Genomic DNA, 22,087 nt, shown 5'->3' on the forward strand with positions numbered 1-22,087 from the left:
TTGGCTTGAAATGATTATTATAATTCGTTGATTGTTCCACCAACTTTAGCGAATGCTTCTTTAGCAGAAGCAGAAGCTTTGTGAACATAGATTGTTAATTTCTTTGTTAATTCACCGTTACCTAAAAGTTTAACAGGCATTTGTCTTTTGATTAAGTTTGTATCAAATAATGTTTCTAATGTGATTGTATCACCATCATTGAATTTTGCTTCTAAGTCAGATAAGTTGATAATTTGATATTCAATGTGGTTAACGTTTGTAAATCCACGTTTACCAATTCTACGGAATCAAGGAGTTTGTCCCCCTTCGAATCCTAGTCTGTGACCCTTACGTTTGTTTTGTCCTGATTGTCCTTTACCAGCTTGTTTACCTTTACCAGCTGCGTGACCTCTACCTTTACGGTGTTTGTCAGGTCTTGAACCTTCAGAAAATTTTAAATTATTTAATTTTATAGCCATATCTTATTGAAAATCCTTTACTTGTTTATCTCTGATTTCTGCAATTTCTTCAACTGTTCTTAAGTTTTGTAATGCTTTTACTGTTGCTTTAACTACGTTAGATTTTGAACGTGACCCGTATGTTTTTGTTACGATGTCTGTGTAACCAGCTAGTTCTACAACTGCACGAACTGTACCTGAAGCGATAAGTCCTTTTCCTTTAGGAGCTGGTTTTAATAATACACGTGAAGCTAAGAATTTAGCATCGATTTCATGTGGTAATGTTCCGTTTACAACTGGAACTGATACAAGGTTGTTTTGAGCATCTTTGATAGCTTTTCTAATAGCATCTGGAACTTCGTTAGCCTTACCGTGTCCAAATCCCACTAGACCTTTTTTGTTTCCTACAACAACGAATGCTGAGAAACTGAATCTTCTTCCACCTTTAACAACTTTTGTAACACGAGCGATGTCAACAACTTTTTCACTAAATTCTGATTCAAATCTTTGTGCACGTGGTTTTCTAGCTGCGCCAGCGTTACGACGTGGACGTTGTTGTTCTGCTTCGTTAGCTTTTCTTGGAGCTCTAGGAGCTCTTTTAGCTACAACTTCTTGTGTACCTGCAACTTCTGTTGCTTTAACTTCTTTATTGTTTTCCATAATTAGAATTTAACTCCTTGTTCTCTAACTGCGTCTGCAAAAGCTTTTACTCTACCGTGGTATAAGTATCCACCACGATCAAATACAACTTCTTTGATACCTAATTTAACCATTTCTTGACCCATTCTTTTACCTAATTCAGCTGCTGATGCAATGTTACCTGCATAAACACCTTTTTGAAGTGTTGTAGCTGATAATAATGTAACACCTTTAGTGTCATCAATAACTTGAGCGTAAAAGTTTTGGTGTGATTTAAACACATTTAAACGTGGTCTTAAAGCTGTACCACTAATGTGTTGACGTAAACGAACATGTTTAACTTTTCTAGCTGCGTTTCTTGATTTTGCTTTCATAATTGTAACCTAACAACCTCTAAATTATTTAGAAGCTGTTTTCCCTTCTTTACGTCTAATTTTTTCGCCTTTGTATGAAATACCTTTACCTGAGTAAACATTAGGTTTTCTAATAGCTCTAACTACAGCAGCAAATTGTCCAACGATTTCTTTATCGTTTCCGAATACAGAAATTTCTGTTGGTTTAGCAACTGTAACTTTTAATTCAGCTGGTATCTTTTTAGATACTGGGTGTGAATATCCAGCATTAACAACGATTTCATTTCCTCTAAGTTCAGCTTTGTACCCAACCCCTTTAATTTCAAGATCGATTTGGAATCCTTCTGTAACTCCTTTGATCATGTTTGAAATTAATGAGTTTGTTGTACCGTGTAATTGTTTGGTGTGTTTTTCTTCGTTTGCACGAACTGTTGTAACTTGGTTGTTTTCTACATTGATTGTGATTAAAGGACTGAATTCTCTAACAAGAGATCCGTGTTTTCCAGAAACAGTAACTTTGTTTCCTTCAACAGTAATAGTTGTTCCAGCAGGAACGTTGATAACACGATTTCCAACACGAGACATACTAATTACCTATTATCAAATGTAAGCGATAACTTCACCACCTACATTTTCCTTTCTAGCTTCTTTTCCTGTCATAAGTCCTTTTGATGTAGAAATAATAACTGTACCAAATCCTGAAATAACACTTGGAATTTCTTCAGCTTTAACATAAACTCTAAGACCTGGTTTTGAAACTCTCTTAAAGTCAACGATAGCTGATTTATTTTTCTTGTATTTTAATGTAACAACAATGTTTTTATCTACGCCTTCACCTTCGATTGCGTATGATGCAATGTACCCTTCATCTAAAATAAGCTTAACGATAGCTTCTTTTTGTTTTGAATAAGGAATTGTAACTGTTTTATGTTTTCTAATGTTAGCGTTCTTAATACGAACAACTAAATCTGCAATTGGATCTGTAATAAACATAATTATCAACTCGCTTTCTTCATACCTGGAATCTTACCTTCGTGAGCAAGATTTCTAAAACAGATACGACATACTTTATATTTTCTTAATACTGAGTGTGGACGTCCACATAATTCACAACGTGTGTATGCACGTGATGAGAATTTTGGTTGACGTTTTGCTTTCTCGATTAATGCTTTTCTAGCCATTATTTAGCTCCTTTTTTGTCAAATGGTACACCGATTGATTCAAGTAATGTTCTTGCTTCTGCATCAGTTTTTGCGTTTGTTACAATAATAACGTCTAGTCCTTTGATTCTACGAATTTTGTCAAATTCGATTTCTGGGAAGATGATTTCTTCCTTAATTCCAAGGTTGTAGTTTCCTCTTCCGTCAAATGCTTTAGGATTTGCACCACGGAAGTCACGAATACGAGGCATTGCCACGTTAATTAATTTGTCTAAGAAATCTCACATTCTGTCTCTACGAAGTGTAACTTTTCCACCCATAGGCATTCCTTCACGTAATTTTCATGAAGCGTTTGATTTTTTAGCTGTTGTTTGATATGGTTTTTGTGATGAAATTAATGTTAATTCATTTAAAACTTCTTCGATTGCTTTTGAATTATTAATTTCTTTTCCAGCAGTCATGTTTAATACAACTTTTTCGATTCTAGGAACTTCCATTGATGATTTGTAATTGTATTTTTCTTTTAAAGCAGGAACTGCTTTTTCTAAATAAACATTTTTAAGCATATTAGATTTCCTTTCCTGTCTTTCTTGCTACTCTTACTTTGTTTCCTTTAGCATCAATTTTGTATCCTAATTTTGATGATTGGTGTGGTTTGTCTTTTGTTGCTTTTTTCACTAATAATTGCACGTTTGAAACATGAATTGGAGCTTCTTTTTCTGTAATTGAACCATCTTGGTTTTGTTGTGAAGGTTTGTTGTGTTTCTTGATAAAGTTTAATCCTTTAACAATAACTCTGTTTTCGTTGTGTAATACTTTTTCAATTGTTCCTGTTTGACCTTTTTCTTTACCGGCAATAACGATTACTTCGTCATTTTTTCTAAGTTTAATTTTGTTCATAATTTGTTTTCCTTAAATCCTATAATACTTCTGGTGCAAGTGAAACAATTTTAGGGAATTTTTCACGTAATTCACGAGCAACTGGTCCGAATACACGTGTTCCACGTGGTGTTAAATCTTCCTTAAGTAATACTACAGCGTTGTCGTCAAAACGAATGTATGAACCGTTGTCACGGTGTACTCCGTATGATGATCTAACAACAACTGCTTTAACAACTTGACCTTCTTTTACCATTCCGTTAGGAATAGCTTTTTTAACTGAACATACAATAATATCACCGATGTTTGCTACTTTCTTTCTTGACCCACCTAAGATACGGATAACTCCGATTTCTTTAGCACCTGAGTTATCAGCAACGTTTGCTCTTGATAATTCTTGTAACATTAGTTTTGTCCTTCTGTAGCTGCTTGTTTAACTTCAACTAGTCTGAAGTGTTTTGTTCTTGAAAGTGGTCTAGTTTCCATGATTAAAACGATATCACCTAGTTGAGCAACTTGATTTTCATCGTGTACTGCAAATCTCTTTGTAGATTTGAAACGTTTTGAATATAATGGGTGTGTTTTGTATGTGTCAACTGCAACAATAATTGTTTTAGCTGATTTACCAGCAGAAACAACTGTACCAACAAGTGTTTTTCTTGTGTTTCTTTCCATAATTATTTAGCTCCTTTTTTTTCGTTTAAAGCTGTAAGAGCTTTAGCAATGTCTTTTCTAATAAGTGCAATTTTGTGTGTTTCTTTTAAATCACCTGTAACATTTCTGTATCTTAAAGTAAATAATTCTGCTTTAAGTTGAGCTACAAGAGTTTGTAATTCTTCAACTGATTTTTCTTTTAATTCGTTGTAAAGCATTATTTATCTCCTTCTTCTTTTTTAACGATTCTTCATTTAACAGGTAATTTGTGTCCAGCTAGACGTAAAGCATCACGTGCAATATCTTCTGGAACTCCACCAACTTCAAACATCATTGTGTCTACTTTAACTGCTGTATATCATAATTCTGGTGTACCTTTACCTGAACCCATACGAACTCCGATAGGTTTAGATGTTTTGGCAAAGTGTGGGAATATACGGATAATAACTTGTCCTTCACGACCCATTCTACGTGTAGCAGCAATACGAGCTGACTCGATTTGACGAGCTGTTACTCATGCTGATGTTGTAGCTTGTAATCCGAATTCACCAAATGCTACTGTGTTTCCTTTTGTAGCTCTACGTTTGTCGTGTTTAACAACAAATGGTTTTCTGTATTTTGTTCTTTTTGGTTGAAGCATTATTTATTTTCCCCTTCCAAAATTTCACCTAATGATACTCACACTTTAACACCGATAGCACCGTATGTTGTTCTAGCTGTTGCTGTAGCGTAGTCAACATTTTGTCTTAATGTATGTAATTTCATTTCACCTTCAGAATATCCTTCTGTACGAGCCATATCAACACCGTTAAGACGTCCACTAACTGATGTCTTAATTCCTTTTGCTCCAGCACGCATTGCATTTCTAATAGCAATTTTTTGTGCTGAACGGAAACTTTCACGGTTTTCTAATTTTGTAGCAATCATTTCTGCAAGTAATCTTGCGTTTAAATCAGGGTTTTTAAGTTCAACAACTTGAATGTTTACATTTAAGTTCTTGTTCTTTAAGTTCTTTTGTAATTGAACTGTTAATTCTTGAACATTTTTACCTTCTGTTCCAAGAATTGCTGCTGGTTTTGCTGTGTGAAGTACAACTGTAACTTTATTATCTCTGTTACGTTTAACTTCTACTTGACCAATTTGGTATTGACGTACTAATTTATCGAAAAATTTGTAGATCTTAGCGTCTTCAACTAAATATGTTCCAAAGTTATCTTTGTCTGCAAATCATGTTGAGTTGTGTGCTTTTGTAACACCATAACGGAATCCATTTGGATTAACTTTTTGTCCCATATTAATTTCTCTCCTCTAATACTATTGATAAATTAGATGTACGTTTTAAGATTGAGTAAGCACGTCCTTGACTTCTTGGTTGGAATCTCTTAAGAGTAGGACCTTCATTTACATAAACTTCTTTTACATATAATTTAGTTGCATCCATACCGTGGTTGTGTGTAGCGTTTGCAACTGCTGATTCTAATAACTTGATAAAAATAGGAGCTGATTTTTTGTTAACGTTGTGTAGAAGTCCTAATGCATCTGTAACATCTTTTCCTCTGAAGAGGTTTGCTACTAATTTTGCTTTAGAAACGCTAACTCTTTGTAATTTAACGTGTGCTTTTGCTTGTTGTGCCATTATTTCTTCTTACCTTTATCTGCACCATGACCTGAGAATGTTCTTGTTGGTGCGAATTCTCCTAATTTGTGTCCTACCATGTCATCTGTTACGTAAACTTCTAAGAATTGTTTTCCGTTGTGTACTGCGAATGTTAATCCTACGAAGCTTGGGAAGATTGTAGAACGTCTTGATCAAGTTTTAATTGGTTTTTTTGGTGCATTTCCTTCAACGATTGCATCTACTTTTTTAAGTAAGTGTTCGTCAGCAAATGGACCTTTTTTAAGACTACGTGCCATTATTTAGAATCCTTTCTTCTTCTTAAAATAAGTTTATTTGAAGATTTCTTAGTTTTTCTTGTCTTAACTCCAAGAGCTTTTTTACCTCAAGGTGTAAGTGGAGCTTTACGTCCAACTGGTTGCTTACCTTCCCCTCCACCATGTGGGTGGTCTACAGGGTTCATAACTGATCCACGTACTGTTGGTCTAATACCTTTGTGTCTGTTGATTCCAGCTTTACCAACATTAACAAGTAAGTGTTCTTCGTTTCCTACAACACCAATTGTTGCACGACAACGTGATAAAATACGACGTGTTTCACCTGATTTTAATCTTAACACTACGTATTTACCATCTTCGTCTTTACCTAAGATTTGTGCAGAAGTTCCAGCTGAACGAGCTATAACTCCTCCACCTCCAGGTTGCATTTCGATGTTGTGTACGAATGTACCTTCAGGAATGTTTGCAAGTGGTAATGAGTTACCTACCATGATGTCAGCTTCTGTTCCTGAAACTACGATTTGTCCTAATTTAATACCCTTAGGAGCAAGGATGTATCTTTTTTCACCATCTGCATATGCTAATAAACAAATGTTTGCTGATCTGTTTGGATCGTATTCAATTGTTTTAACGATTGCAGGGATGTTATCTTTGTTACGTTTAAAGTCTACAATTCTGTAGTATCTTTTAACACGCCCTCCGTGATGTCTAACAGTAATCTTACCTTGGTTGTTACGTCCAGCGTTGTTTCTTAAATTCACTAAAAGTGATTTTTCTGGAGCGTGACCTGATAAGTTTGCTCTGTAATCAAGAGAAGACATGTTTCTACGACCATTTGTCGTTGGCTTATAATGTTTAATCGCCATTGTGTCTTTTCTCCTTTTGCTTAAAAATAGTTGGGGGTCTGTCTTTTAAGCAAGCTTTTTTACCCCATTAAATTAAATTGTTTTCCGAAAGTTCATCGGAGTATTATTATTCTCCACCAACTTTACGTTTTGTAGTAGCTTTTTTAGCAACTGTTTTTGTTGCTTTTGTAGCTGTTGATTTTTTAGCAGCTAATTTAGCAGCAGCTTTCTTTTCAACGTCAGCGCTTTTAGCAGCTTTGTCAGCTTTTGCAGCTTCTTTTGCTTTAGTTTCTTCAGCAACTAATGTTGCTTCTTCTTCATCAGCTGGTAAGTAGTTCATATCTGAACCAGCTTTTAAAGTAACCATAGCTTTCTTGTAACGGTTTGTAAATCCGTGGAAACGTCCAACATTTTTAGGTTGTTTTTCAACTTTGATTGTTCTAACTGATTCAACTTTTACATTGAAGATTGTTTCGATAGCTTCAGCGATTTGGTGTTTGTTAGCTTTGTAATCTACTTTGAAAGTGTAAACACCGTTAGCTCTTTGAATATCTGATTTTTCTGTAAGAACTGGTGCAATGATAACTCTTGTTAATTCCATTATTTAACTTTCCCTTCTAATAGTTTTAAGCTTTCATTTGAAATAACCATAACGTCTGCTCCGATTAATCTTTCAACTGTTAATGAGTTAGCTTTTGATAAAACAACGTTTGAGATGTTTCTTGCTGATTTGTAAACTGCTTCACTTTCAGTAACGATTAATACGTTTCTTAAGTTGCTTAAGTTTAATTCAGCTAATTTAGCAGCCATAGCTTTTGTTGATACTGCTTCTAAAGCAAGATCGTCAACTAATACTGCGTTGTCTTGAGCTAATAATGTTAATGCTGAAACGAATGCAGCAAGTTTAACTTTCTTATTAACTTTTAATGAGTAGTTTCTGTTGGCTGTAGGACCAAATGCTCTACCACCACCAACTCAGATAGGTGTACGTGTTGAACTTGTTCTTGCACGTCCTGTACCTTTTTGTCTTCATGGTTTTTTACCTGAACCAGAAACTTCTGCACGTGATTTAACTTTGTGTGTTCCTTGTCTTCTTGAAGCTCTTTCTGAAAGAATAGAGTCGAAAATTGCTTGTTCATAAATTTTTTCGCTTGCAAATAATTTAGCAGGTAATTCAGCTTTGAATGCAGCTTTAGTAACGTTTTTGTCTTTAGCAACTGTTACTTTAGCTGATTTAGGAGCAGTAGCTTTTTTAGCTGTTGTTGCTTTTGTTGATTTTTTAACTGTTTCAGCCATAACTATTTATCTCCTTTTTCTTCAGCTTCTTGAATTAATGCTGATAATTCAGTTGAGTTCATTCCAACTGTAACTTCAATGTTGAATTTCTTAGCTTTTTCGATTAATTCGTTCATTAACATAACTTCTTCAATGTCAACAAGTTTGATTCCTTCACGGTTTGGAAGACCTTTAACAGCTTCCTTAACTACTACGAAAGATTTTTTAGGTCCTGGAATTGAACCTTTAATTAAAATTAAATTGTTTTTCACATCAACTTTAACGATTTCAAGGTTTTGAACTGTTGTTTTAACATTTCCAAGTTGCCCTGGCATTGTCATACCTTTAAACACTCTGTTACCTGCGATGTCCCCAAGTGATCCAGTTTGTCTAACAGGTTGAGATCCTCCACCTCCACCGTGAGATTTTGGTCCAATGTGTTGATTGTGTCTTTTAATTGTTCCGGCGAATCCTTTTCCTTTTGATGTTCCTGTAACATCTACTAATTCACCTGATGCGAATATGTCAGCTTTGATTTCACTTCCAAGTTCATAACCTGACATATCACGAACTTCTTTAACGAAGCGCTTAGGTGTTGTATCAGCTTTTTTAAAGTGACCTAATTCAGGTTTGTTAACACGACTTGCTTTTTTATCAAATACAGCAAGTTGAGTAGCAACGTAACCATTTTTGTCAGCTGTTAAAACTTTTGACACAACATTTGGTTGTACTTCTATTACAGTAACTGGAACGCTTTTTCCAGATTCTGTAAAAATTTGAGTCATACCAACTTTACGTCCTAAGATTCCTTTCATTTGTTCTCCTTAATTTGGGTATTAAATTTATTTTACTCTAACTTGAATATCCACACCAGCTGGTAATTCAAGTCTGTTTAATTTATCTTGTGTTTCAGCAGAAGGATTGGTAATTACAACTAATCTTTGGTGTGTTCTGCTTTCAAATTGTTCACGTGATTTTTTGTTAATGTGAACAGATCTTAAGATAGTAACTTCATCTCTTTTTGTAGGTAAAGGAATTGGTCCACTAACTTTTTCAGCACCAGCTGATTTTGCTACTGTAAAAATTTTCTTAGCAGCTTGATCAACTAATGAGTGGTCAAACCCTTTAACTTTGATATTTAGTTTACTCATGTGTTGTCTCCTTTTGTTCTTTTGAACAATAGCTCCTTTTAAAAAACCTAACTTGTCCTCGACAACTGAATCTTGGCAAGCTAGCAACCTTTAAAAATCACAGCTATAGTTGCTTTTGTATTATATTGAAAAAATAAAAAAACAGAAGGGTTTTTTCTGCTTATTTTTTTAACAACTGCTCTTGGTGTATCACAAGGGCTATTATGAGATTTTTTTGCTAATTCAATTGCTCAAAATTTGCATTGGCATGTACTCGTAACCACGTTCTAAAATCTCGTCTCCTTGAAGTAATAACATAGTTGGTACCTTAAGTATTTTTCATTTATTATCGTGTTCTCTAAATAATTTAGCTTCTTCAGCATCAATATTAATGAAAGTAATTTTGTTATTATGCTCATATTCATTTGCTACTGATTCAACAATTGGTTTCATCATCTTACAATCACCACATCAAGTGGTTGTGAAATTTAGGAATAAAAGATGGTCAGCGGGGTTAGATTCAATAACAGCTTGCGCATCTTTTCAAGACATTTGTTTAAACATATTTTCTCCTTTATAAATAAAAACACATTTATCTGTATTATTTTACAGTATAAATGTGTTTTTTGAATTATTAAATTGTAGTTAATGTTAAAGCTACCATCGGGTCTTTATCTTTGAGTTTAAAGATCTTTTTACGAATAGTTTTTCTTAATTTTTCATTAACTTCTCTCATTGAGGTAAATGATTTAGTCTTAAATACTTCAACAATTAAATCTGTAATTAATGCATTAGTTTCTTCAATTTCACTTTGGTCAATTACACCAATATAGCTGATATGTAATTGTCCAACAATTTTCTTAGTTTTAGGTGAGTAAAGCCCATTAATAACTATGACCCCTTCTCTTCCTAAAGCTTCTCTTTCAGCAATAACTTCTGAAGAAATATCACCTACTCCAAAACCATCAATAATGGTGTTTCCAACTTCTTTAATCTTACCATTGTGGCTAAATAACTTATCACCTTGGAAGTGCGCTATTTTCCCGTTTAGTAGCACAACTGGATCGATGCTTTGTTTCTTGCTTAGTTCATCACAAATGAATTCACTAGCCCCTACTAAATAACGATATAAACCTTGAGTTGGAATAAAGTAACTTGGTTTAAGGTGTTTTACTAAGTTTAATAAATCTTCTTTAGTTGGACGTAAATAGAAGTAATCATTATCCAATATTTCATAAATATTAGGTGTGATTTTGGCAACTAAGTCCATCATTTCAGCATACTTAGATTCAAGTCCATTTACTGGAGGTGCCATAAGAATCATAGTATCATCAGCATTAAGTTTTAAATAAACGTCTTTTTCTGAAGCAATTCTTTCAAAACGATTATATAAACGTTCAGTAGCTGCTGTAACTAAAATAACAGCATTATCATATTTTGCAATTGATTTATAATCAACTACTTCAGGTAGCTTAACATTATCGCTAAATTTAGAAATTAAATATAGTAAGTCAGCATATGTTTTTCCATAAGGAATGATTGGACGATTGTGTTTGATAGCTAGATCTATTACTTGTTGAATTGAAACCATTTCTTCGCCATAAGCACCTACAATAATTCGTTTATCTTTAGCAGTATTTTCAAAGGCAGCAGTAAGCTTAGGATTTGATTTATATTTATCAATTGCCCGAGCAGTAACATTACTACGTCCTGCATCAGTTACTAAAGCAATAACTGGCTTGTGGCTAAAATAGTTAGCTAGCGATTTAAAGTTAGTTCTGCCATAGATACCTAAATCACCTTCTACATAGTTAAACATAAAGATGTAATCACCAGCAGCTGTAGAAAAGTTAAATCCAGTGTTTCCTGGCATTGAGCCAGTTAAATTAAATGGAATAACATCTACTGATCCAATTTTAGTTTTACCTCTTAAAGTATTGATTTTAAAGCTTTTTTGATCAATTCCGTATTTTGAAATTCTTTCAAGCACCATAACTTTATTAAAGGCTGAAGTATAAATTTGCAAGTTAGGAATTTTCATTAATAATCAAGGTAAAGCTGAGAATGATTCATTCTTAATATCAGTAATAAAGATACCTTTAATTTTGTCCTTGTTTTTAATTAAATAACTAAAGTCAGGAATTAAAGTATCTACACCATTGTTTGCATCAATTGGTACCTTTACACCCGCATTAATTACATAAATATCATTATTATGTTCAAAAATATAGCAGTTCTTACCATTTTCGTCTTGCCCACCTAGAGCAAAAATATTAACATTATCCATTATTTTCTCCTGTTGTATTATTTTGTGATTGTATGAAAATTAATAATTATTTATTAACTAGCTTAATTATAACATTAAAGCAAAAAAATATCCGCCACAATTAGCGAATATTTAAATAGTTAATTATTTAACAACGTGTTCTGTAATAACATCGTTTTCAACAACTAAGAATTGGTCACCTTTTTGAATTCCGTATGGTTCAAGAGCTGTAACAGCATTTTCGTGATCTTTCTTAATTAATGGGAATAAAGCTTCAGAATCAACAGATGTTCAAACACTTGAGTATGATCCAAAAGCGTTTACTAATAATGGGTTGTTAACTACACCAATGATTGTTGAATTTGGTCTAAATTTAGCAACTTCTTTTAATAATGTTCCAGTTCTAGATAATGTAACAACAAATTTGTATTTTCCATCTTTTGTTTTTTCAGCAATTTTGTAAGCGATTTGTGAACGTTTGTTTGATTGGTCTGAGTTTGCTCAAACTTTTTCAAGTTGCACATCGTAGTAGTTTCTTGCATAGAATTCTTTTTCTGCTCTTCTTGAGATAGCAGCCATTGTTTTAACAGCTTCAAGTGGGAATAATCCGTTTGCACTTTCTCCTGAAAGCATTGTTGAGTCAGCACCTAATTCAACTGCATAGTAAACGTCTGTTACTTCTGCACGTGTTGGGTGAGGTGAGTTTTCCATTGAGTCTAACATTTGTGTTGCAACGATAACTGGTTTACCAGCTTCACGACATTTTCTGATCATCATTTTTTCATAGTAAGGAACGTCGTAGTAAGGGATTTCAAGTCCTAAGTCTCCACGAGCAACCATGATACCATCTGATGCTTCAATAATTTCATCGATGTTTACACATCCTAAGTGAGATTCAATTTTTGAGAAAATTTGAATGTGGCTTCCACCATTTTCGTCAAGTAATTTTCTTAATTCTTTAACATTACGTGCTGAGTTAACAAATGAAGCAGCAACGTAGTTAATTCCATTTTCAATTCCGAATTTAACGTCGTTAATGTCTTTTTCAGCTAAGAATGGTAATGAGAAGTCAACACCTGGTAAGTTAACACGTTTGTTTGTCTTTAATTTGTGTGTGTTTTCAGCTTTAACTTTAACGTATCCTTTACCTACTTCTGTAACAACTGTTGATAATTTACCATCATCGATTAAAACTTGGTTTCCAACAGCTAAATCTTGTGCCATATCGTAAGCAACTGTGATTTCTGTAGCTGTTCCTTCTAAAGTTTGGTATTTATCACTTGTTGTGTGAATTAAAACTTCAGAACCTGATTGTACTACTTGAGCACCATCTTTCATTTTTCCAATACGAATTTCTGGTCCTTTTGTATCTAACATTAATGAAACAGGGATTTTAAGTTCTTGTGAAACTCTTTTTCCTAATTTGAATTTGTTTAATTGTTCTTCGTGTGAACCGTGGCTAAAGTTAGCTCTAATTGTTGTAACACCATTTTCCACAAGTGAAAGTAACATGTCGTAGTTATCACTTGATGGACCGATAGTAGCTACTAATTTAGTTCTTTTATCAGTAATTTTCATAATACTCCTATAAGTAATTTTTATATATGTATTTTATCACTAATAACAACAATTTTAAAAATTTATTTCTTACCTATTTTTAGGACTTAAAGTTTTTAAAAAATGCATTTTGGCGCCTTTATATCAATGCACAAGGCATAGAAAAAACCTTGTTAATTTGAAAATTAACAAGGAATGTTATTAGGCAGTAACTTTTTCTTCTGCTTTAAAAATATTATTAAAGGTTTGCATACCTTGGGCATCATTTTGTGGGTAAAAACTTCCCACTTTACTTAGGTCACTTTTACTTGCTGCAAGTACTTGGTAACCATAAGTATAATGAATTTGGACAGTATCATTTTGGAATTCTAAAGTAACTTTATTTCAATCAATTGCTGTTACAGAAGCTAAGTTAAAGTCAAAATATTTCTTAAATCAAGTTTCACGATCCAGACTAGCTTGGCTAGATTTTGCTATATCTGCTAGCATTTGATCATAACTTGCTTTAAATTTAGCTACCGAATCAAAGTCATGTGTAATATCAGATTCTTTAGCAGAAATTGAAATAGTATTATTTAATTGATATGGATTAAATTCAGGGAACTTTTTAAATCCTGAAAGTGTATATACTTTAGTTGCACTATCTTGTAATGAAGCATCTTGTGCTTTCATAGCGCTTGTAACTGGATAAGTTACTTCAAGATATAAAACACCCTCAAAATCGTTAGCATATGACTTAAATTTAATTAATGAATAATCATCTTTATTAAAAATTGCTGCTAATGGTTTAGATTTATCATATAGATAAAATTCTACCCTTGGTTTTTTACCATCATTATCAACTACTGCTTTTTGAGTTAATAATTCAACGATTTTTAATTCTTTGCTTCAAGCATCACTATCTCACTTTTCTCTTGTTACTTGCAGTGGGTTACTTGCGTATTGTGATGCTAAGACGTCTTGGTTTAAACTAGAGGTTTTTTGCAATTGATACTTATCTAATTCTTGTACTAGAGTTAATTTCTTTTGTTGCTGTGCAATTGAAATAGATGTTCCAATTATTCCACCAAGTGCAAAGGCTCCAATTATTCCGTAGGCTATAAATAGCTTATTACTTTTCTTCATAATTTTCTCCTGATAAGGTATCGTTAATATCATTAATTAAGTCATTAATTCCAATTTTAGTTTCGCTTGAGACAATAAAATATTGAAATGGCCCATATAGCTGTCTAGCAGCTTGAATATCCTTTAATAATTGATGTTTTTCCTTTTGTTTTAATTTATCTGCTTTAGTATAAACAATTTTAAAAGGCACACCAACACGAGTTAAAAACTCAATTGGTTCAACATCAGTTTTAGTAATCCCATGTCTTGCATCAATTAATAAATATAAGCATTTTAGATTGCTACGATTAATAATGTATTCATCAATCATTTTGTTCATTTCAACTAAGATGGAATTTGATACTTTAGCATATCCATAACCAGGTAGATCAACAAAGACTGCTCCATATTCATTTTGAAAGAAGTTTAAAAGTTGCGTTCTTCCTGGTGTTTTAGACACTTTAGCTAGTTTCTTATTTGAAACAATCGTGTTAATTAATGAGCTTTTGCCCACATTTGAACGCCCTCAAAAAGCAATCTCATTATAGGGATGCTCGTATCAATTTTCTTTTTTAGTAGCTGATTTTACGAATTTAAACATTGAATTTTTCCTTATGTCTGATTAATCTAGATTGATATTTAATATCTTGGCAATCTGGGACTATTAATATAGTTTCTAGCTCGGGATTTAATTCTTTATTCCCGCAAGCTAATTCTAATTCATATCCATAGTCGCTATTGTTTCTGGCACTACGAATTAGTCATTGCACGCCTAGTTCTTTAGCTAGGTGTGCAGTTAATTTAGTGGTATTTTGTAGCACAATTACCCTAGGCTCGTTTTGATACAAGTCTGTTATAATTTGATAATTTTTGCTAACTTGTAAGCAATTATCCTTATCAGGGTTTCATGTTACTACAAGATAAAGTAAGTCAAACAATTGTAAAGCTTTAGTCACAATTGCTTGGTGTCCTGGATGGAACGGATCAAATGATCCAGCATACAAGGCAGTTTTATTATTTAGCATAGATTTCTAATGCATTACGTGCAATAACTAATTCTTCATTAGTACGGATAACGAAAACTTTAACTTCACTATCTGGTGCAGAAATTAATGCATATTCATCAAATGGTGCAGTATTTGCTGCATTATCTAGCTTAATGTTTTTGAAAAATAGCTTATCAATTACCATTTGTCTAATTAATGCTACGTTTTCACCAATTCCAGCAGTAAATACTATAGCATCTGGATTTCCACCAATTTTGTTAGCATATAGAGCTGTATAGTCAGCAATTTTTTGTGCATATAATTCTAAAGCAAAGGCTGCATCTTCATTTCCATTACGAGCAGCTGCTGTAATATCACGCATATCACTTGAAACTGTTGATACTCCATATAGACCACTTTGTTTGTTTAGTACATTAGTAAATTCTTCAATTCCCATACCTGTTTGTTTGCATACGAATTCATGGATTGAAGGGTCAATATCACCACTTCTTGTTCCCATCATGATTCCAGCTAGTGGTGTTAATCCCATTGAGGTATCAAATGATTTTGAATCTTTGATAGCACATAAACTACCACCATTTCCTAAGTGTAAGTTAACAAATGTTACAGTTTCTTTACCTAGAATTTGAGCTAGTTTTTCTGAGATGTATTGGTGTGAAATTCCATGAGCACCATAACGTTTGATTTTGTATTGTTCAGTTAATTTTTTAGGGATTGCGTATGTTGCATTAACTTTATCAATTGTTGTGTGGAATGCAGTATCAAAGTCAGCAGATAATTTAGCATGTGGGAAAACTTTTCTAAATCCTAAAATAGCTTGAACTGCTCCTGGGTTATGTAAAGGTGCATACATTGAACATTCATCAATTAAAGCAATTTCTTTGTCAGTTACTTTAGTTGTGCGATCAAAATATGTTCCACCTTGCACAATTCTAAATCCGATGTTAGAGATTTCATCAGGGTTAGAAATTAAGTTAATTTCTTGCATTAATTTATATAACTCATTAACTGCTTCTTCGTGTGTAGGCATAGCTACAACTCTTTCATATTTTTCACCATTGTATTTTAAAACGATGTTCCCTTCTGGTAAGGTAATTCTTTCAGCAATACCGCTAGCAATTAGTTCTAAAGTTTCTTTATCAAATAAACTTAATTTAATTGAACTACTTCCAGCATTAATAACTAAAACTTTTTGATTCATTTCTTTCTCCTTTATTACTTTTAATAAGCACTTGCTTATTTCAAATTTACAAGCTTATTTTTTAAAATAGCTATTAATTAATAGCTAAATTATACCAATTATTCAATTTTTTAACATAGGATAAAGCTATAAAAAAGTACTTATCTCATTATCCGATAAGTACCTAATTGCGTGTAATTAAAATTGTAAAATTAAACTAATTCAATAATTGCCATACGTGTTGAATCACCTTGACGACGAGGTAATTTAATAATTCTTGTGTATCCACCATTTCTTTCAGCGTATTTTGGTGCAATATCTTCGAATAAGTATTTTAATACTTCTTTTCCATCTTTTGTTTGGATTGGACGTAAATAAGCAGCAACAGCACGTCTGTTAGCTAATGTTGGGTTTTTAGCCTTTTGAATCATTCTTTCAGCGTGTCTTCTTACTTCTTTTGCTCTTGTTAAAGTTGTTACGATTCTACCGTTAACGTATAATTCGCTCACTAATGAACGCATTACACCATTTCTTCATTTTGTATCACGTGAATAAATTTGAGTTGGATTTGCCATATTACTCATCTCCTTCTTTTAATTCGTAACCATATTCTTTTAATTTGTCTATGATTTCTTGAATTGACTTTTTACCTAAGTTCTTTGTTTGTTCAAGTTGATTCAATGTAAGTTCTCTAATTTGAGATAATTTAGTTCTCTTAATTCTCTTAAGAGCATTTGCTGAACGAACAGAAAGTCCCATTTGAGCAATATCTAAATCATCTTCTTCTTTTTCTTCAACCTTTGGTGCTTCTTCTTCAAAAATGTCAAGTTTCATATCTTCTACTGATCCAATTACTTGGAATAATCCCATTAAGATTTCAGCAGCTGATTTAATAGCATCTTTAGCTTTTACAGTTCCATCTGTGTGGATTGTAAAGTCTAGTTTTTCTTCTAGTTTTGGTGATGATGAGTTTAATTCAGAAACTGAATATGCAACTTTTGTAATTGGTGAGAAGTTTGAATCAATAGCAATAAAGTTAGCCTTTTTAATGTCTGTTAAAGCTGCTAATTCTGCTTCTCTTCTTGATACATAAGCTTTGTTTTCATCAAATGACATATATCCACGTCCAGGACGTAAATATAATTCTAGATTTAATGCATTTTCACTTGAAACTGTTGCTAGATACACATTGTGATCTAGAACTTGCACACTTGGATTATTAACAACTTTTAATGATCTAGCTGTCACAGGTCCAATTGCGTTTGAAGATAAAGTTACCTTGATAATTTCATTATCTGAAACTTCATTGGCATCATATGTGAATCTAACTTTTCTTAGGTTCATAAATAAACTTGGTACATCTTCGACTACATCTTTAATAGTTTGGAATTCATGTGTAACACCTTCGATTCTAACACAGAATGGTGCTAGTGCTGTAACACTTGAAAGAAGTGTACGTCTAAGTGCAACTCCTAAAGTGTTAGCATATCCTCTTTCTAAACCTTGTAAAGAAAATGTAGTTTCATATTCACTAGTTTCTCTAATTTGTGGTTTTTCTAAATAATTTGGTTTTTTAAATTTTTCCATTGTTTGTACCTTCCTTTATGTTTACGAATTATTTCTTCATACGTTCACGTTTTAAAATACGTTTTGGAGGTCTTGTTCCGTTGTGTGGAACTGGTGTAACGTCCTTGATTTCTGTAACTGTAATTCCGCTAACTTCGATTTGTTTTCTTGCAGCGTCTTTACCAGCTCCAAGTCCTTTTAATTCAACTTTAACTGTTTTGATTCCGTGTTCTTTAGCAGCTTCTGCAGCAGCTTGTGCAGCTAATCCAGCAGCATATGGAGTCTTTTTCTTTGTACCTTTGTATCCAATTGCTCCAGCTGATGATCAAGCAATAACATTACCATTTTCATCTGCAAATGTAACAATTGTATTTTGGTTTGTTGAGTGGATGTGTGCAACACCACTTGTAATGTTCTTTTTCTTTGTCTTACGTGCCATGATTATTTACCTTTCTTTCCAGCAACTGTTTTTCTAGGTCCTTTACGTGTACGAGCATTTTTCTTAGTACTTTGTCCACGTACAGGTAATCCTTTACGGTGTCTCATTCCACGGTAACATTTAATTTCCATTAAACGTTTAATGTTTAAGCTTACTTCTCTACGTAAGTCACCTTCAGTTGTATATTCTTTAGCAATTTCACGGATTCTTGATAATTCTTCTTCTGATAAATCTTTTACACGAGCATCTTCGCTGATGTTTGCTTTAGCACAGATTTCTTTTGCTAATGAGTTTCCAATTCCATAAATGTATGTTAATGAAATAACAACACGTTTATTGTTAGGAATTTCAACGTTTAAAATTCTAGCCATTTAATTTCCCTTCTTATCCTTGTCTTTGTTTGTGTTTTGGTTGTTCACAAATAACACGGATAATTCCTTTACGTTTGATAATTTTACAGTCTTTACACATTTTTTTAACACTTGCTCTAACTTTCATTAGTTCTCCTTTATTTGTGTCTGTATGTAATACGTCCTTGAGTTAAATCATAAGGACTTACTTCTACATCTACTGCATCTCCAGGTAAGATTCTAATGTGATTTACTCTCATTTTACCTGAGATATGCGCTTTAATTACTACGCCATTTTCTAATTCCACAGAATAATCATCTGTTGAATATGCTTCTTTAACAATGCCTGTTAGTTTAATTGCGTCTTTAGCCAATTAAATTCCTTTCGTCAGAATGACACCTTTGCCATTCTTTATTAGTACTGTGTGTTCATAATGTGAATTATTACTTCCATCAGCACTAATTACAGTTCATCCATCCTTAAGAGTTTTAATCTTAGGATATTGCGTAATCATTGGTTCAATACAGATGACCATACCATCTTTTAGCAATGGTCCTGTACCTTTTACACCATCATTTGGAACATAAGGATCTTCATGTAACTTACGTCCAATTCCGTGGCCACAGAATTCAGCTGGTGTATAAAATCCATTTTCTTTAATGCATTTACCGATAGCATAAGAGATGTCTCCGACTCTTGCGCCTTTTTTGATGGCTTTAAATCCAGCATAAAATGATTCTTTTGCTATATCAATTAATTTTTGATCAGCTGCTGAGATTTGACCAACTCCTTTAGTAAATGCGCTATCGCTATTATATCCTTCTCAAATGCAACCTAAGTCAACACTAACTAAGTCACCTTCTTTAAGAATATAATCGCTTGGTATACCATGTATCAATTGTTCGTTTACAGATATACATGCTGTAGCAGGAAAGCCATATAAACCTTTAAATGCAGGTTTAGCTCCCCGTTTTATTATTTCTTTAAAAGCCAATTGATCAATATCTTTTAAAGAAACACCTGGTCTTACAAAGTCCCAAATAACTTGTTTGACTTCTGCCAAGATTTTGCAAGATTTAGAAATTTTTTCGATTTCTGCTGGATTTTTAATAGTTATCATAGTAAAAATCCTTTCTACTTTATTCTAAAGTTTTTATATTTTATCATTTTTTTCAATTAATTTAAGAACTTTATCTGCCACTAAATCAGGGGTTTGCGAAGCATCTATTACATTTAATTCGTTTAAATTAGCATAATAATCTAATAATGGTTTAGTTTGTTCTTCGTATAAATCTAATCTATGTGCGATTCTTTCTTCTGTGTCATCTTGTCTTTGAATTAATTCTCCACCACATAAGTCACATGTACGATTGTCTTTTGAAGGCTTGTATTTTACATGGTAACTTTCAGCACATTTTGAACAAGTTCTTCTTCCACTTAAACGATCTAAAATAATTGCTTTGTCAACTTTTAGTTCGACAACCACAAATTTAAAGTCAGTTAATGTTTTTAAAAATTCTGCTTGAGCTATTGTTCGAGGGAAACCATCAAGAATAAAATATTTATTTTCTTTCTTTAATTTTTCTAGTGCATTCTTAACGATTGCATTAGTAATTTCATCAGGCACATATCCACCTGTTGTAACAATATTTTTTACTTTTAATCCTAATTCTGTTTGTTCTTCAATTTCTTTTCTAAATATATTTCCTGTAGAAACATGGATTAAATTGCTTTTACTTGCAATTAATGAGGCTACAGTTCCTTTTCCAGCTCCAGGCTGCCCCATAAAAATAATGTTAGTTTTTAAATTGTTTATCATAATAGTCCTTCGACGCTGTTAGCTTCATAGTTTTCAATATTTTTCATTGATTCTCTCTTAGCTTTAGCTAATCTATATGTCTTTCTGCGAGCTTGCAATTGGCTCACTGTTTCAAGTGATACACTAACTAAAATCATTAATCCTGTACCACCAAATGAAATTACGCTTGGTAAAATTCCTGCCATAATTTCAACAAATTGCATTCCACCTAATATTAGTAAATAAATAGATGAGAAAACACTTAATCTAAACACAATAGCAATTAAATAATCTTGTGTTTCTTCTCCAGGTCTAACTCCTGGAATAAAGGTTGAGTTTTTAGCAAAGTCTTCAGCAATTTTATCAACTTTAGATTGTTGAATTCCCATTACTAAAGAGAATGCAAAAATAATAACTAATAAGAGTGTAAATCCAATAGGTTGTGTAAATTGTAAGTTTTGGTTAATTCATTGCTTAGAAGCATTGGTATCTGGAAGTATATTAGCAATCATAGTAGGGAATGATAATACCATCATAGCGAAAATAATAGGCATAATTCCACCTGGGTTTAATTTAATAGGTAAATTACCCATATCTTTTTTGCTCTTTGATCTACCAGCTCCAATTTGTTGAATAGGTATATGTCTTTCAGCTGTATAGACAATTGCAATAATCATAATGATTACTAAATACACTAGGATGTATGTTGTAAAGTTTACAATTCCTACTAATGAACTAGAAAGTTTTGAAGGTTCTAATCCAATGTAGTGAATAAATGCTTCTTTAAATTGAAATGGAAGTCTGGCAGCAATCCCTGTAAAGATAATTAAGCTTGTTCCATTTCCAACACCTTTATTTGTAATTTGCTCAGAAATAAAAAGAGCAAATAATGAAGTAGCAGTAAGAATAACTGGAAGTATAAAATAAGCCATTGTAGCTTCAGATATTCCTGTACCCGCTAGATCAAATCCAATAAATGAATTTCTTCCTCCAGCTGTTAAAGTCTTAAGCAAGAAGACAGCTTGAGGGTATGAAATAATAAGAGTAAGAAATCTTGTGATTACATTTATCTTTCTTCTTCCTTGAGGTCCACTTTGACTTAATTTATGAATTGGTGGGAAGATTTTAGATTGAAGAATCATCATTATCAATGAGGCATTGATGAATGGACTGATTCCTAAGGCAAATAATGAAAATTGTCTTAATCCACCACCACCAATTAAATTAAGGGTGTTTAAAAATGAGTTATTACCTATTTCATCTGCATTAACTAGTCTTACAAATGGAACAGTAATTGTTGTACCCATAATATAAATTATCAAAAGGAATGAGGTAAAAATAACCTTCTTGGTTAGTTCTTTATTGCTTCAGAAATTATTTCATTGGTTCTTTATTTTAAATATTAAAGTGCGCAAAATTTCCCCTTTTTTTGTATTACAGCGTAATTATATCTTATTTTTGAAAATAAAAAAACGCCTTTAGCGTTATTTATATGTTCGTTGAAAACTGAATAGTAATTAAATAATTCATTAAAATGTCTGAATACATTAACTT

General features: G+C 32.8%; 35 protein-coding genes and 1 pseudogene. All 36 read right to left on the bottom strand.

What is annotated here, in order from left to right; genetic code table 4:
- Positions 1-17 precede the first annotated feature (17 nt).
- The 36 genes and pseudogenes from rplO to secY all read right to left on the bottom strand — a co-directional run bounded on the left by rplO (position 18) and on the right by secY (position 21,948).
- Complete coding sequence (gene rplO, locus ACNQ2T_RS02595; RefSeq protein ID WP_474623435.1) at positions 18-458, bottom strand: 50S ribosomal protein L15; 441 nt, start codon at positions 456-458, stop codon at positions 18-20.
- 3 nt (positions 459-461) lie between these two features.
- Positions 462-1,097 (bottom strand): 30S ribosomal protein S5, encoded by a 636-nt coding sequence (rpsE, locus tag ACNQ2T_RS02600; protein WP_416741791.1) that lies wholly within the window; start codon positions 1,095-1,097, stop codon positions 462-464.
- A 2-nt stretch (positions 1,098-1,099) separates the two neighbouring features.
- Complete coding sequence (gene rplR / locus ACNQ2T_RS02605) at positions 1,100-1,450, bottom strand: 50S ribosomal protein L18 (RefSeq protein ID WP_416741790.1); 351 nt, start codon at positions 1,448-1,450, stop codon at positions 1,100-1,102.
- 24 nt (positions 1,451-1,474) lie between these two features.
- A complete protein-coding gene (gene rplF / locus ACNQ2T_RS02610; RefSeq protein WP_416741789.1) occupies positions 1,475-2,014 on the bottom strand; it encodes a 50S ribosomal protein L6 in 540 nt (179 codons plus the stop codon).
- A gap of 12 nt (positions 2,015-2,026) precedes the next feature.
- Positions 2,027-2,422, bottom strand: coding sequence for a 30S ribosomal protein S8 (rpsH, locus tag ACNQ2T_RS02615; RefSeq protein WP_416738626.1), 396 nt, complete (start codon positions 2,420-2,422; stop codon positions 2,027-2,029).
- A 2-nt stretch (positions 2,423-2,424) separates the two neighbouring features.
- Positions 2,425-2,610, bottom strand: a complete 186-nt coding sequence (locus ACNQ2T_RS02620) for a type Z 30S ribosomal protein S14 (RefSeq protein ID WP_416738625.1) — start codon at positions 2,608-2,610, stop codon at positions 2,425-2,427.
- The gene (gene rplE / locus ACNQ2T_RS02625) at positions 2,610-3,155 is read right to left on the bottom strand and encodes a 50S ribosomal protein L5 (RefSeq protein WP_416741787.1); all 546 of its coding nucleotides are present in this window, start codon (positions 3,153-3,155) and stop codon (positions 2,610-2,612) included. The genes ACNQ2T_RS02620 and rplE overlap by 1 nt, the downstream gene beginning before the upstream one ends.
- A gap of 1 nt (position 3,156) precedes the next feature.
- Positions 3,157-3,489, bottom strand: coding sequence for a 50S ribosomal protein L24 (rplX, locus tag ACNQ2T_RS02630; protein ID WP_416741786.1), 333 nt, complete (start codon positions 3,487-3,489; stop codon positions 3,157-3,159).
- A 19-nt stretch (positions 3,490-3,508) separates the two neighbouring features.
- Positions 3,509-3,874: a 50S ribosomal protein L14 gene (gene rplN, locus ACNQ2T_RS02635; RefSeq protein WP_416738622.1), complete on the bottom strand. Its 366-nt coding sequence runs from the start codon at positions 3,872-3,874 to the stop codon at positions 3,509-3,511.
- Positions 3,874-4,143, bottom strand: a complete 270-nt coding sequence (gene rpsQ, locus ACNQ2T_RS02640) for a 30S ribosomal protein S17 (RefSeq protein WP_416741784.1) — start codon at positions 4,141-4,143, stop codon at positions 3,874-3,876. Before rpsQ ends, rplN begins: the two co-directional genes overlap by 1 nt.
- Before the next feature lie 2 nt (positions 4,144-4,145).
- The gene (gene rpmC / locus ACNQ2T_RS02645) at positions 4,146-4,340 is read right to left on the bottom strand and encodes a 50S ribosomal protein L29 (protein ID WP_416755536.1); all 195 of its coding nucleotides are present in this window, start codon (positions 4,338-4,340) and stop codon (positions 4,146-4,148) included.
- Entirely contained in the window at positions 4,340-4,762 is a 423-nt protein-coding gene (gene rplP, locus ACNQ2T_RS02650) for a 50S ribosomal protein L16 (RefSeq protein ID WP_416741782.1), read from the bottom strand. Before rplP ends, rpmC begins: the two co-directional genes overlap by 1 nt.
- Complete coding sequence (gene rpsC, locus ACNQ2T_RS02655; protein WP_416741781.1) at positions 4,762-5,415, bottom strand: 30S ribosomal protein S3; 654 nt, start codon at positions 5,413-5,415, stop codon at positions 4,762-4,764. The genes rplP and rpsC overlap by 1 nt, the downstream gene beginning before the upstream one ends.
- A 1-nt stretch (position 5,416) precedes the next feature.
- Positions 5,417-5,758, bottom strand: a complete 342-nt coding sequence (rplV, locus tag ACNQ2T_RS02660; RefSeq protein WP_416755535.1) for a 50S ribosomal protein L22 — start codon at positions 5,756-5,758, stop codon at positions 5,417-5,419.
- Positions 5,758-6,036 carry a 30S ribosomal protein S19 gene (gene rpsS, locus ACNQ2T_RS02665; protein WP_416738616.1) on the bottom strand — a complete coding sequence of 93 codons (279 nt, stop codon included), beginning with the start codon at positions 6,034-6,036 and terminating at the stop codon, positions 5,758-5,760. Before rpsS ends, rplV begins: the two co-directional genes overlap by 1 nt.
- A complete protein-coding gene (rplB, locus tag ACNQ2T_RS02670) occupies positions 6,036-6,881 on the bottom strand; it encodes a 50S ribosomal protein L2 (protein WP_416755534.1) in 846 nt (281 codons plus the stop codon). The genes rpsS and rplB overlap by 1 nt, the downstream gene beginning before the upstream one ends.
- Positions 6,882-6,987: 106 nt before the next feature.
- Positions 6,988-7,461 carry a 50S ribosomal protein L23 gene (gene rplW / locus ACNQ2T_RS02675; RefSeq protein ID WP_416755533.1) on the bottom strand — a complete coding sequence of 158 codons (474 nt, stop codon included), beginning with the start codon at positions 7,459-7,461 and terminating at the stop codon, positions 6,988-6,990.
- Positions 7,461-8,156, bottom strand: coding sequence for a 50S ribosomal protein L4 (gene rplD / locus ACNQ2T_RS02680; RefSeq protein ID WP_416755532.1), 696 nt, complete (start codon positions 8,154-8,156; stop codon positions 7,461-7,463). Before rplD ends, rplW begins: the two co-directional genes overlap by 1 nt.
- 134 nt (positions 8,157-8,290) lie before the next feature.
- A pseudogene (rplC, locus tag ACNQ2T_RS02685) lies at positions 8,291-8,950 on the bottom strand (50S ribosomal protein L3); the annotation flags it as partial.
- Positions 8,951-8,977: 27 nt separating this feature from the next.
- Positions 8,978-9,286, bottom strand: a complete 309-nt coding sequence (gene rpsJ / locus ACNQ2T_RS02690; RefSeq protein WP_416754667.1) for a 30S ribosomal protein S10 — start codon at positions 9,284-9,286, stop codon at positions 8,978-8,980.
- A gap of 201 nt (positions 9,287-9,487) precedes the next feature.
- The gene (locus tag ACNQ2T_RS02695) at positions 9,488-9,829 is read right to left on the bottom strand and encodes a thioredoxin family protein (RefSeq protein ID WP_416755531.1); all 342 of its coding nucleotides are present in this window, start codon (positions 9,827-9,829) and stop codon (positions 9,488-9,490) included.
- 70 nt (positions 9,830-9,899) lie between these two features.
- Positions 9,900-11,552, bottom strand: a complete 1,653-nt coding sequence (locus tag ACNQ2T_RS02700) for a ribonuclease J (RefSeq protein ID WP_418035899.1) — start codon at positions 11,550-11,552, stop codon at positions 9,900-9,902.
- Between the two features lie 123 nt (positions 11,553-11,675).
- Positions 11,676-13,109, bottom strand: a complete 1,434-nt coding sequence (pyk, locus tag ACNQ2T_RS02705; protein ID WP_416755529.1) for a pyruvate kinase — start codon at positions 13,107-13,109, stop codon at positions 11,676-11,678.
- 180 nt (positions 13,110-13,289) lie between these two features.
- Positions 13,290-14,213 (bottom strand): MAG1430 family protein, encoded by a 924-nt coding sequence (locus ACNQ2T_RS02710; RefSeq protein WP_418035900.1) that lies wholly within the window; start codon positions 14,211-14,213, stop codon positions 13,290-13,292.
- A complete protein-coding gene (yihA, locus tag ACNQ2T_RS02715; RefSeq protein WP_416755527.1) occupies positions 14,200-14,793 on the bottom strand; it encodes a ribosome biogenesis GTP-binding protein YihA/YsxC in 594 nt (197 codons plus the stop codon). The genes ACNQ2T_RS02710 and yihA overlap by 14 nt, the downstream gene beginning before the upstream one ends.
- Complete coding sequence (gene coaD / locus ACNQ2T_RS02720; RefSeq protein ID WP_418035901.1) at positions 14,786-15,217, bottom strand: pantetheine-phosphate adenylyltransferase; 432 nt, start codon at positions 15,215-15,217, stop codon at positions 14,786-14,788. The genes yihA and coaD overlap by 8 nt, the downstream gene beginning before the upstream one ends.
- Complete coding sequence (locus ACNQ2T_RS02725) at positions 15,207-16,400, bottom strand: acetate/propionate family kinase (protein ID WP_416755523.1); 1,194 nt, start codon at positions 16,398-16,400, stop codon at positions 15,207-15,209. The genes coaD and ACNQ2T_RS02725 overlap by 11 nt, the downstream gene beginning before the upstream one ends.
- Before the next feature lie 191 nt (positions 16,401-16,591).
- Complete coding sequence (gene rplQ, locus ACNQ2T_RS02730) at positions 16,592-16,954, bottom strand: 50S ribosomal protein L17 (protein ID WP_416738604.1); 363 nt, start codon at positions 16,952-16,954, stop codon at positions 16,592-16,594.
- 1 nt (position 16,955) lies between these two features.
- Positions 16,956-17,966, bottom strand: a complete 1,011-nt coding sequence (locus tag ACNQ2T_RS02735; protein WP_416755521.1) for a DNA-directed RNA polymerase subunit alpha — start codon at positions 17,964-17,966, stop codon at positions 16,956-16,958.
- 28 nt (positions 17,967-17,994) lie between these two features.
- Positions 17,995-18,384, bottom strand: a complete 390-nt coding sequence (rpsK, locus tag ACNQ2T_RS02740) for a 30S ribosomal protein S11 (RefSeq protein ID WP_257089267.1) — start codon at positions 18,382-18,384, stop codon at positions 17,995-17,997.
- 2 nt (positions 18,385-18,386) lie between these two features.
- Positions 18,387-18,755 (bottom strand): 30S ribosomal protein S13, encoded by a 369-nt coding sequence (rpsM, locus tag ACNQ2T_RS02745; RefSeq protein WP_416738602.1) that lies wholly within the window; start codon positions 18,753-18,755, stop codon positions 18,387-18,389.
- A 13-nt stretch (positions 18,756-18,768) separates the two neighbouring features.
- Positions 18,769-18,882 carry a 50S ribosomal protein L36 gene (gene rpmJ, locus ACNQ2T_RS02750; protein ID WP_078746966.1) on the bottom strand — a complete coding sequence of 38 codons (114 nt, stop codon included), beginning with the start codon at positions 18,880-18,882 and terminating at the stop codon, positions 18,769-18,771.
- A 10-nt stretch (positions 18,883-18,892) separates the two neighbouring features.
- On the bottom strand, positions 18,893-19,093 hold the full coding sequence (infA, locus tag ACNQ2T_RS02755; RefSeq protein ID WP_465223544.1) for a translation initiation factor IF-1: 201 nt from the start codon (positions 19,091-19,093) through the stop codon (positions 18,893-18,895).
- A 15-nt stretch (positions 19,094-19,108) separates the two neighbouring features.
- Positions 19,109-19,855, bottom strand: coding sequence for a type I methionyl aminopeptidase (map, locus tag ACNQ2T_RS02760; protein ID WP_416755520.1), 747 nt, complete (start codon positions 19,853-19,855; stop codon positions 19,109-19,111).
- 33 nt (positions 19,856-19,888) lie between these two features.
- Positions 19,889-20,554, bottom strand: a complete 666-nt coding sequence (locus ACNQ2T_RS02765) for an adenylate kinase family protein (RefSeq protein WP_416755519.1) — start codon at positions 20,552-20,554, stop codon at positions 19,889-19,891.
- Positions 20,548-21,948, bottom strand: coding sequence for a preprotein translocase subunit SecY (gene secY / locus ACNQ2T_RS02770; protein ID WP_418006369.1), 1,401 nt, complete (start codon positions 21,946-21,948; stop codon positions 20,548-20,550). Before secY ends, ACNQ2T_RS02765 begins: the two co-directional genes overlap by 7 nt.
- Between the last annotated feature and the right edge of the window lie 139 nt (positions 21,949-22,087).

Source organism: Mycoplasma haliaeeti (assembly GCF_048284645.1).
Classification (GTDB): domain Bacteria; phylum Bacillota_I; class Bacilli_A; order Mycoplasmatales; family Metamycoplasmataceae; genus Mycoplasmopsis.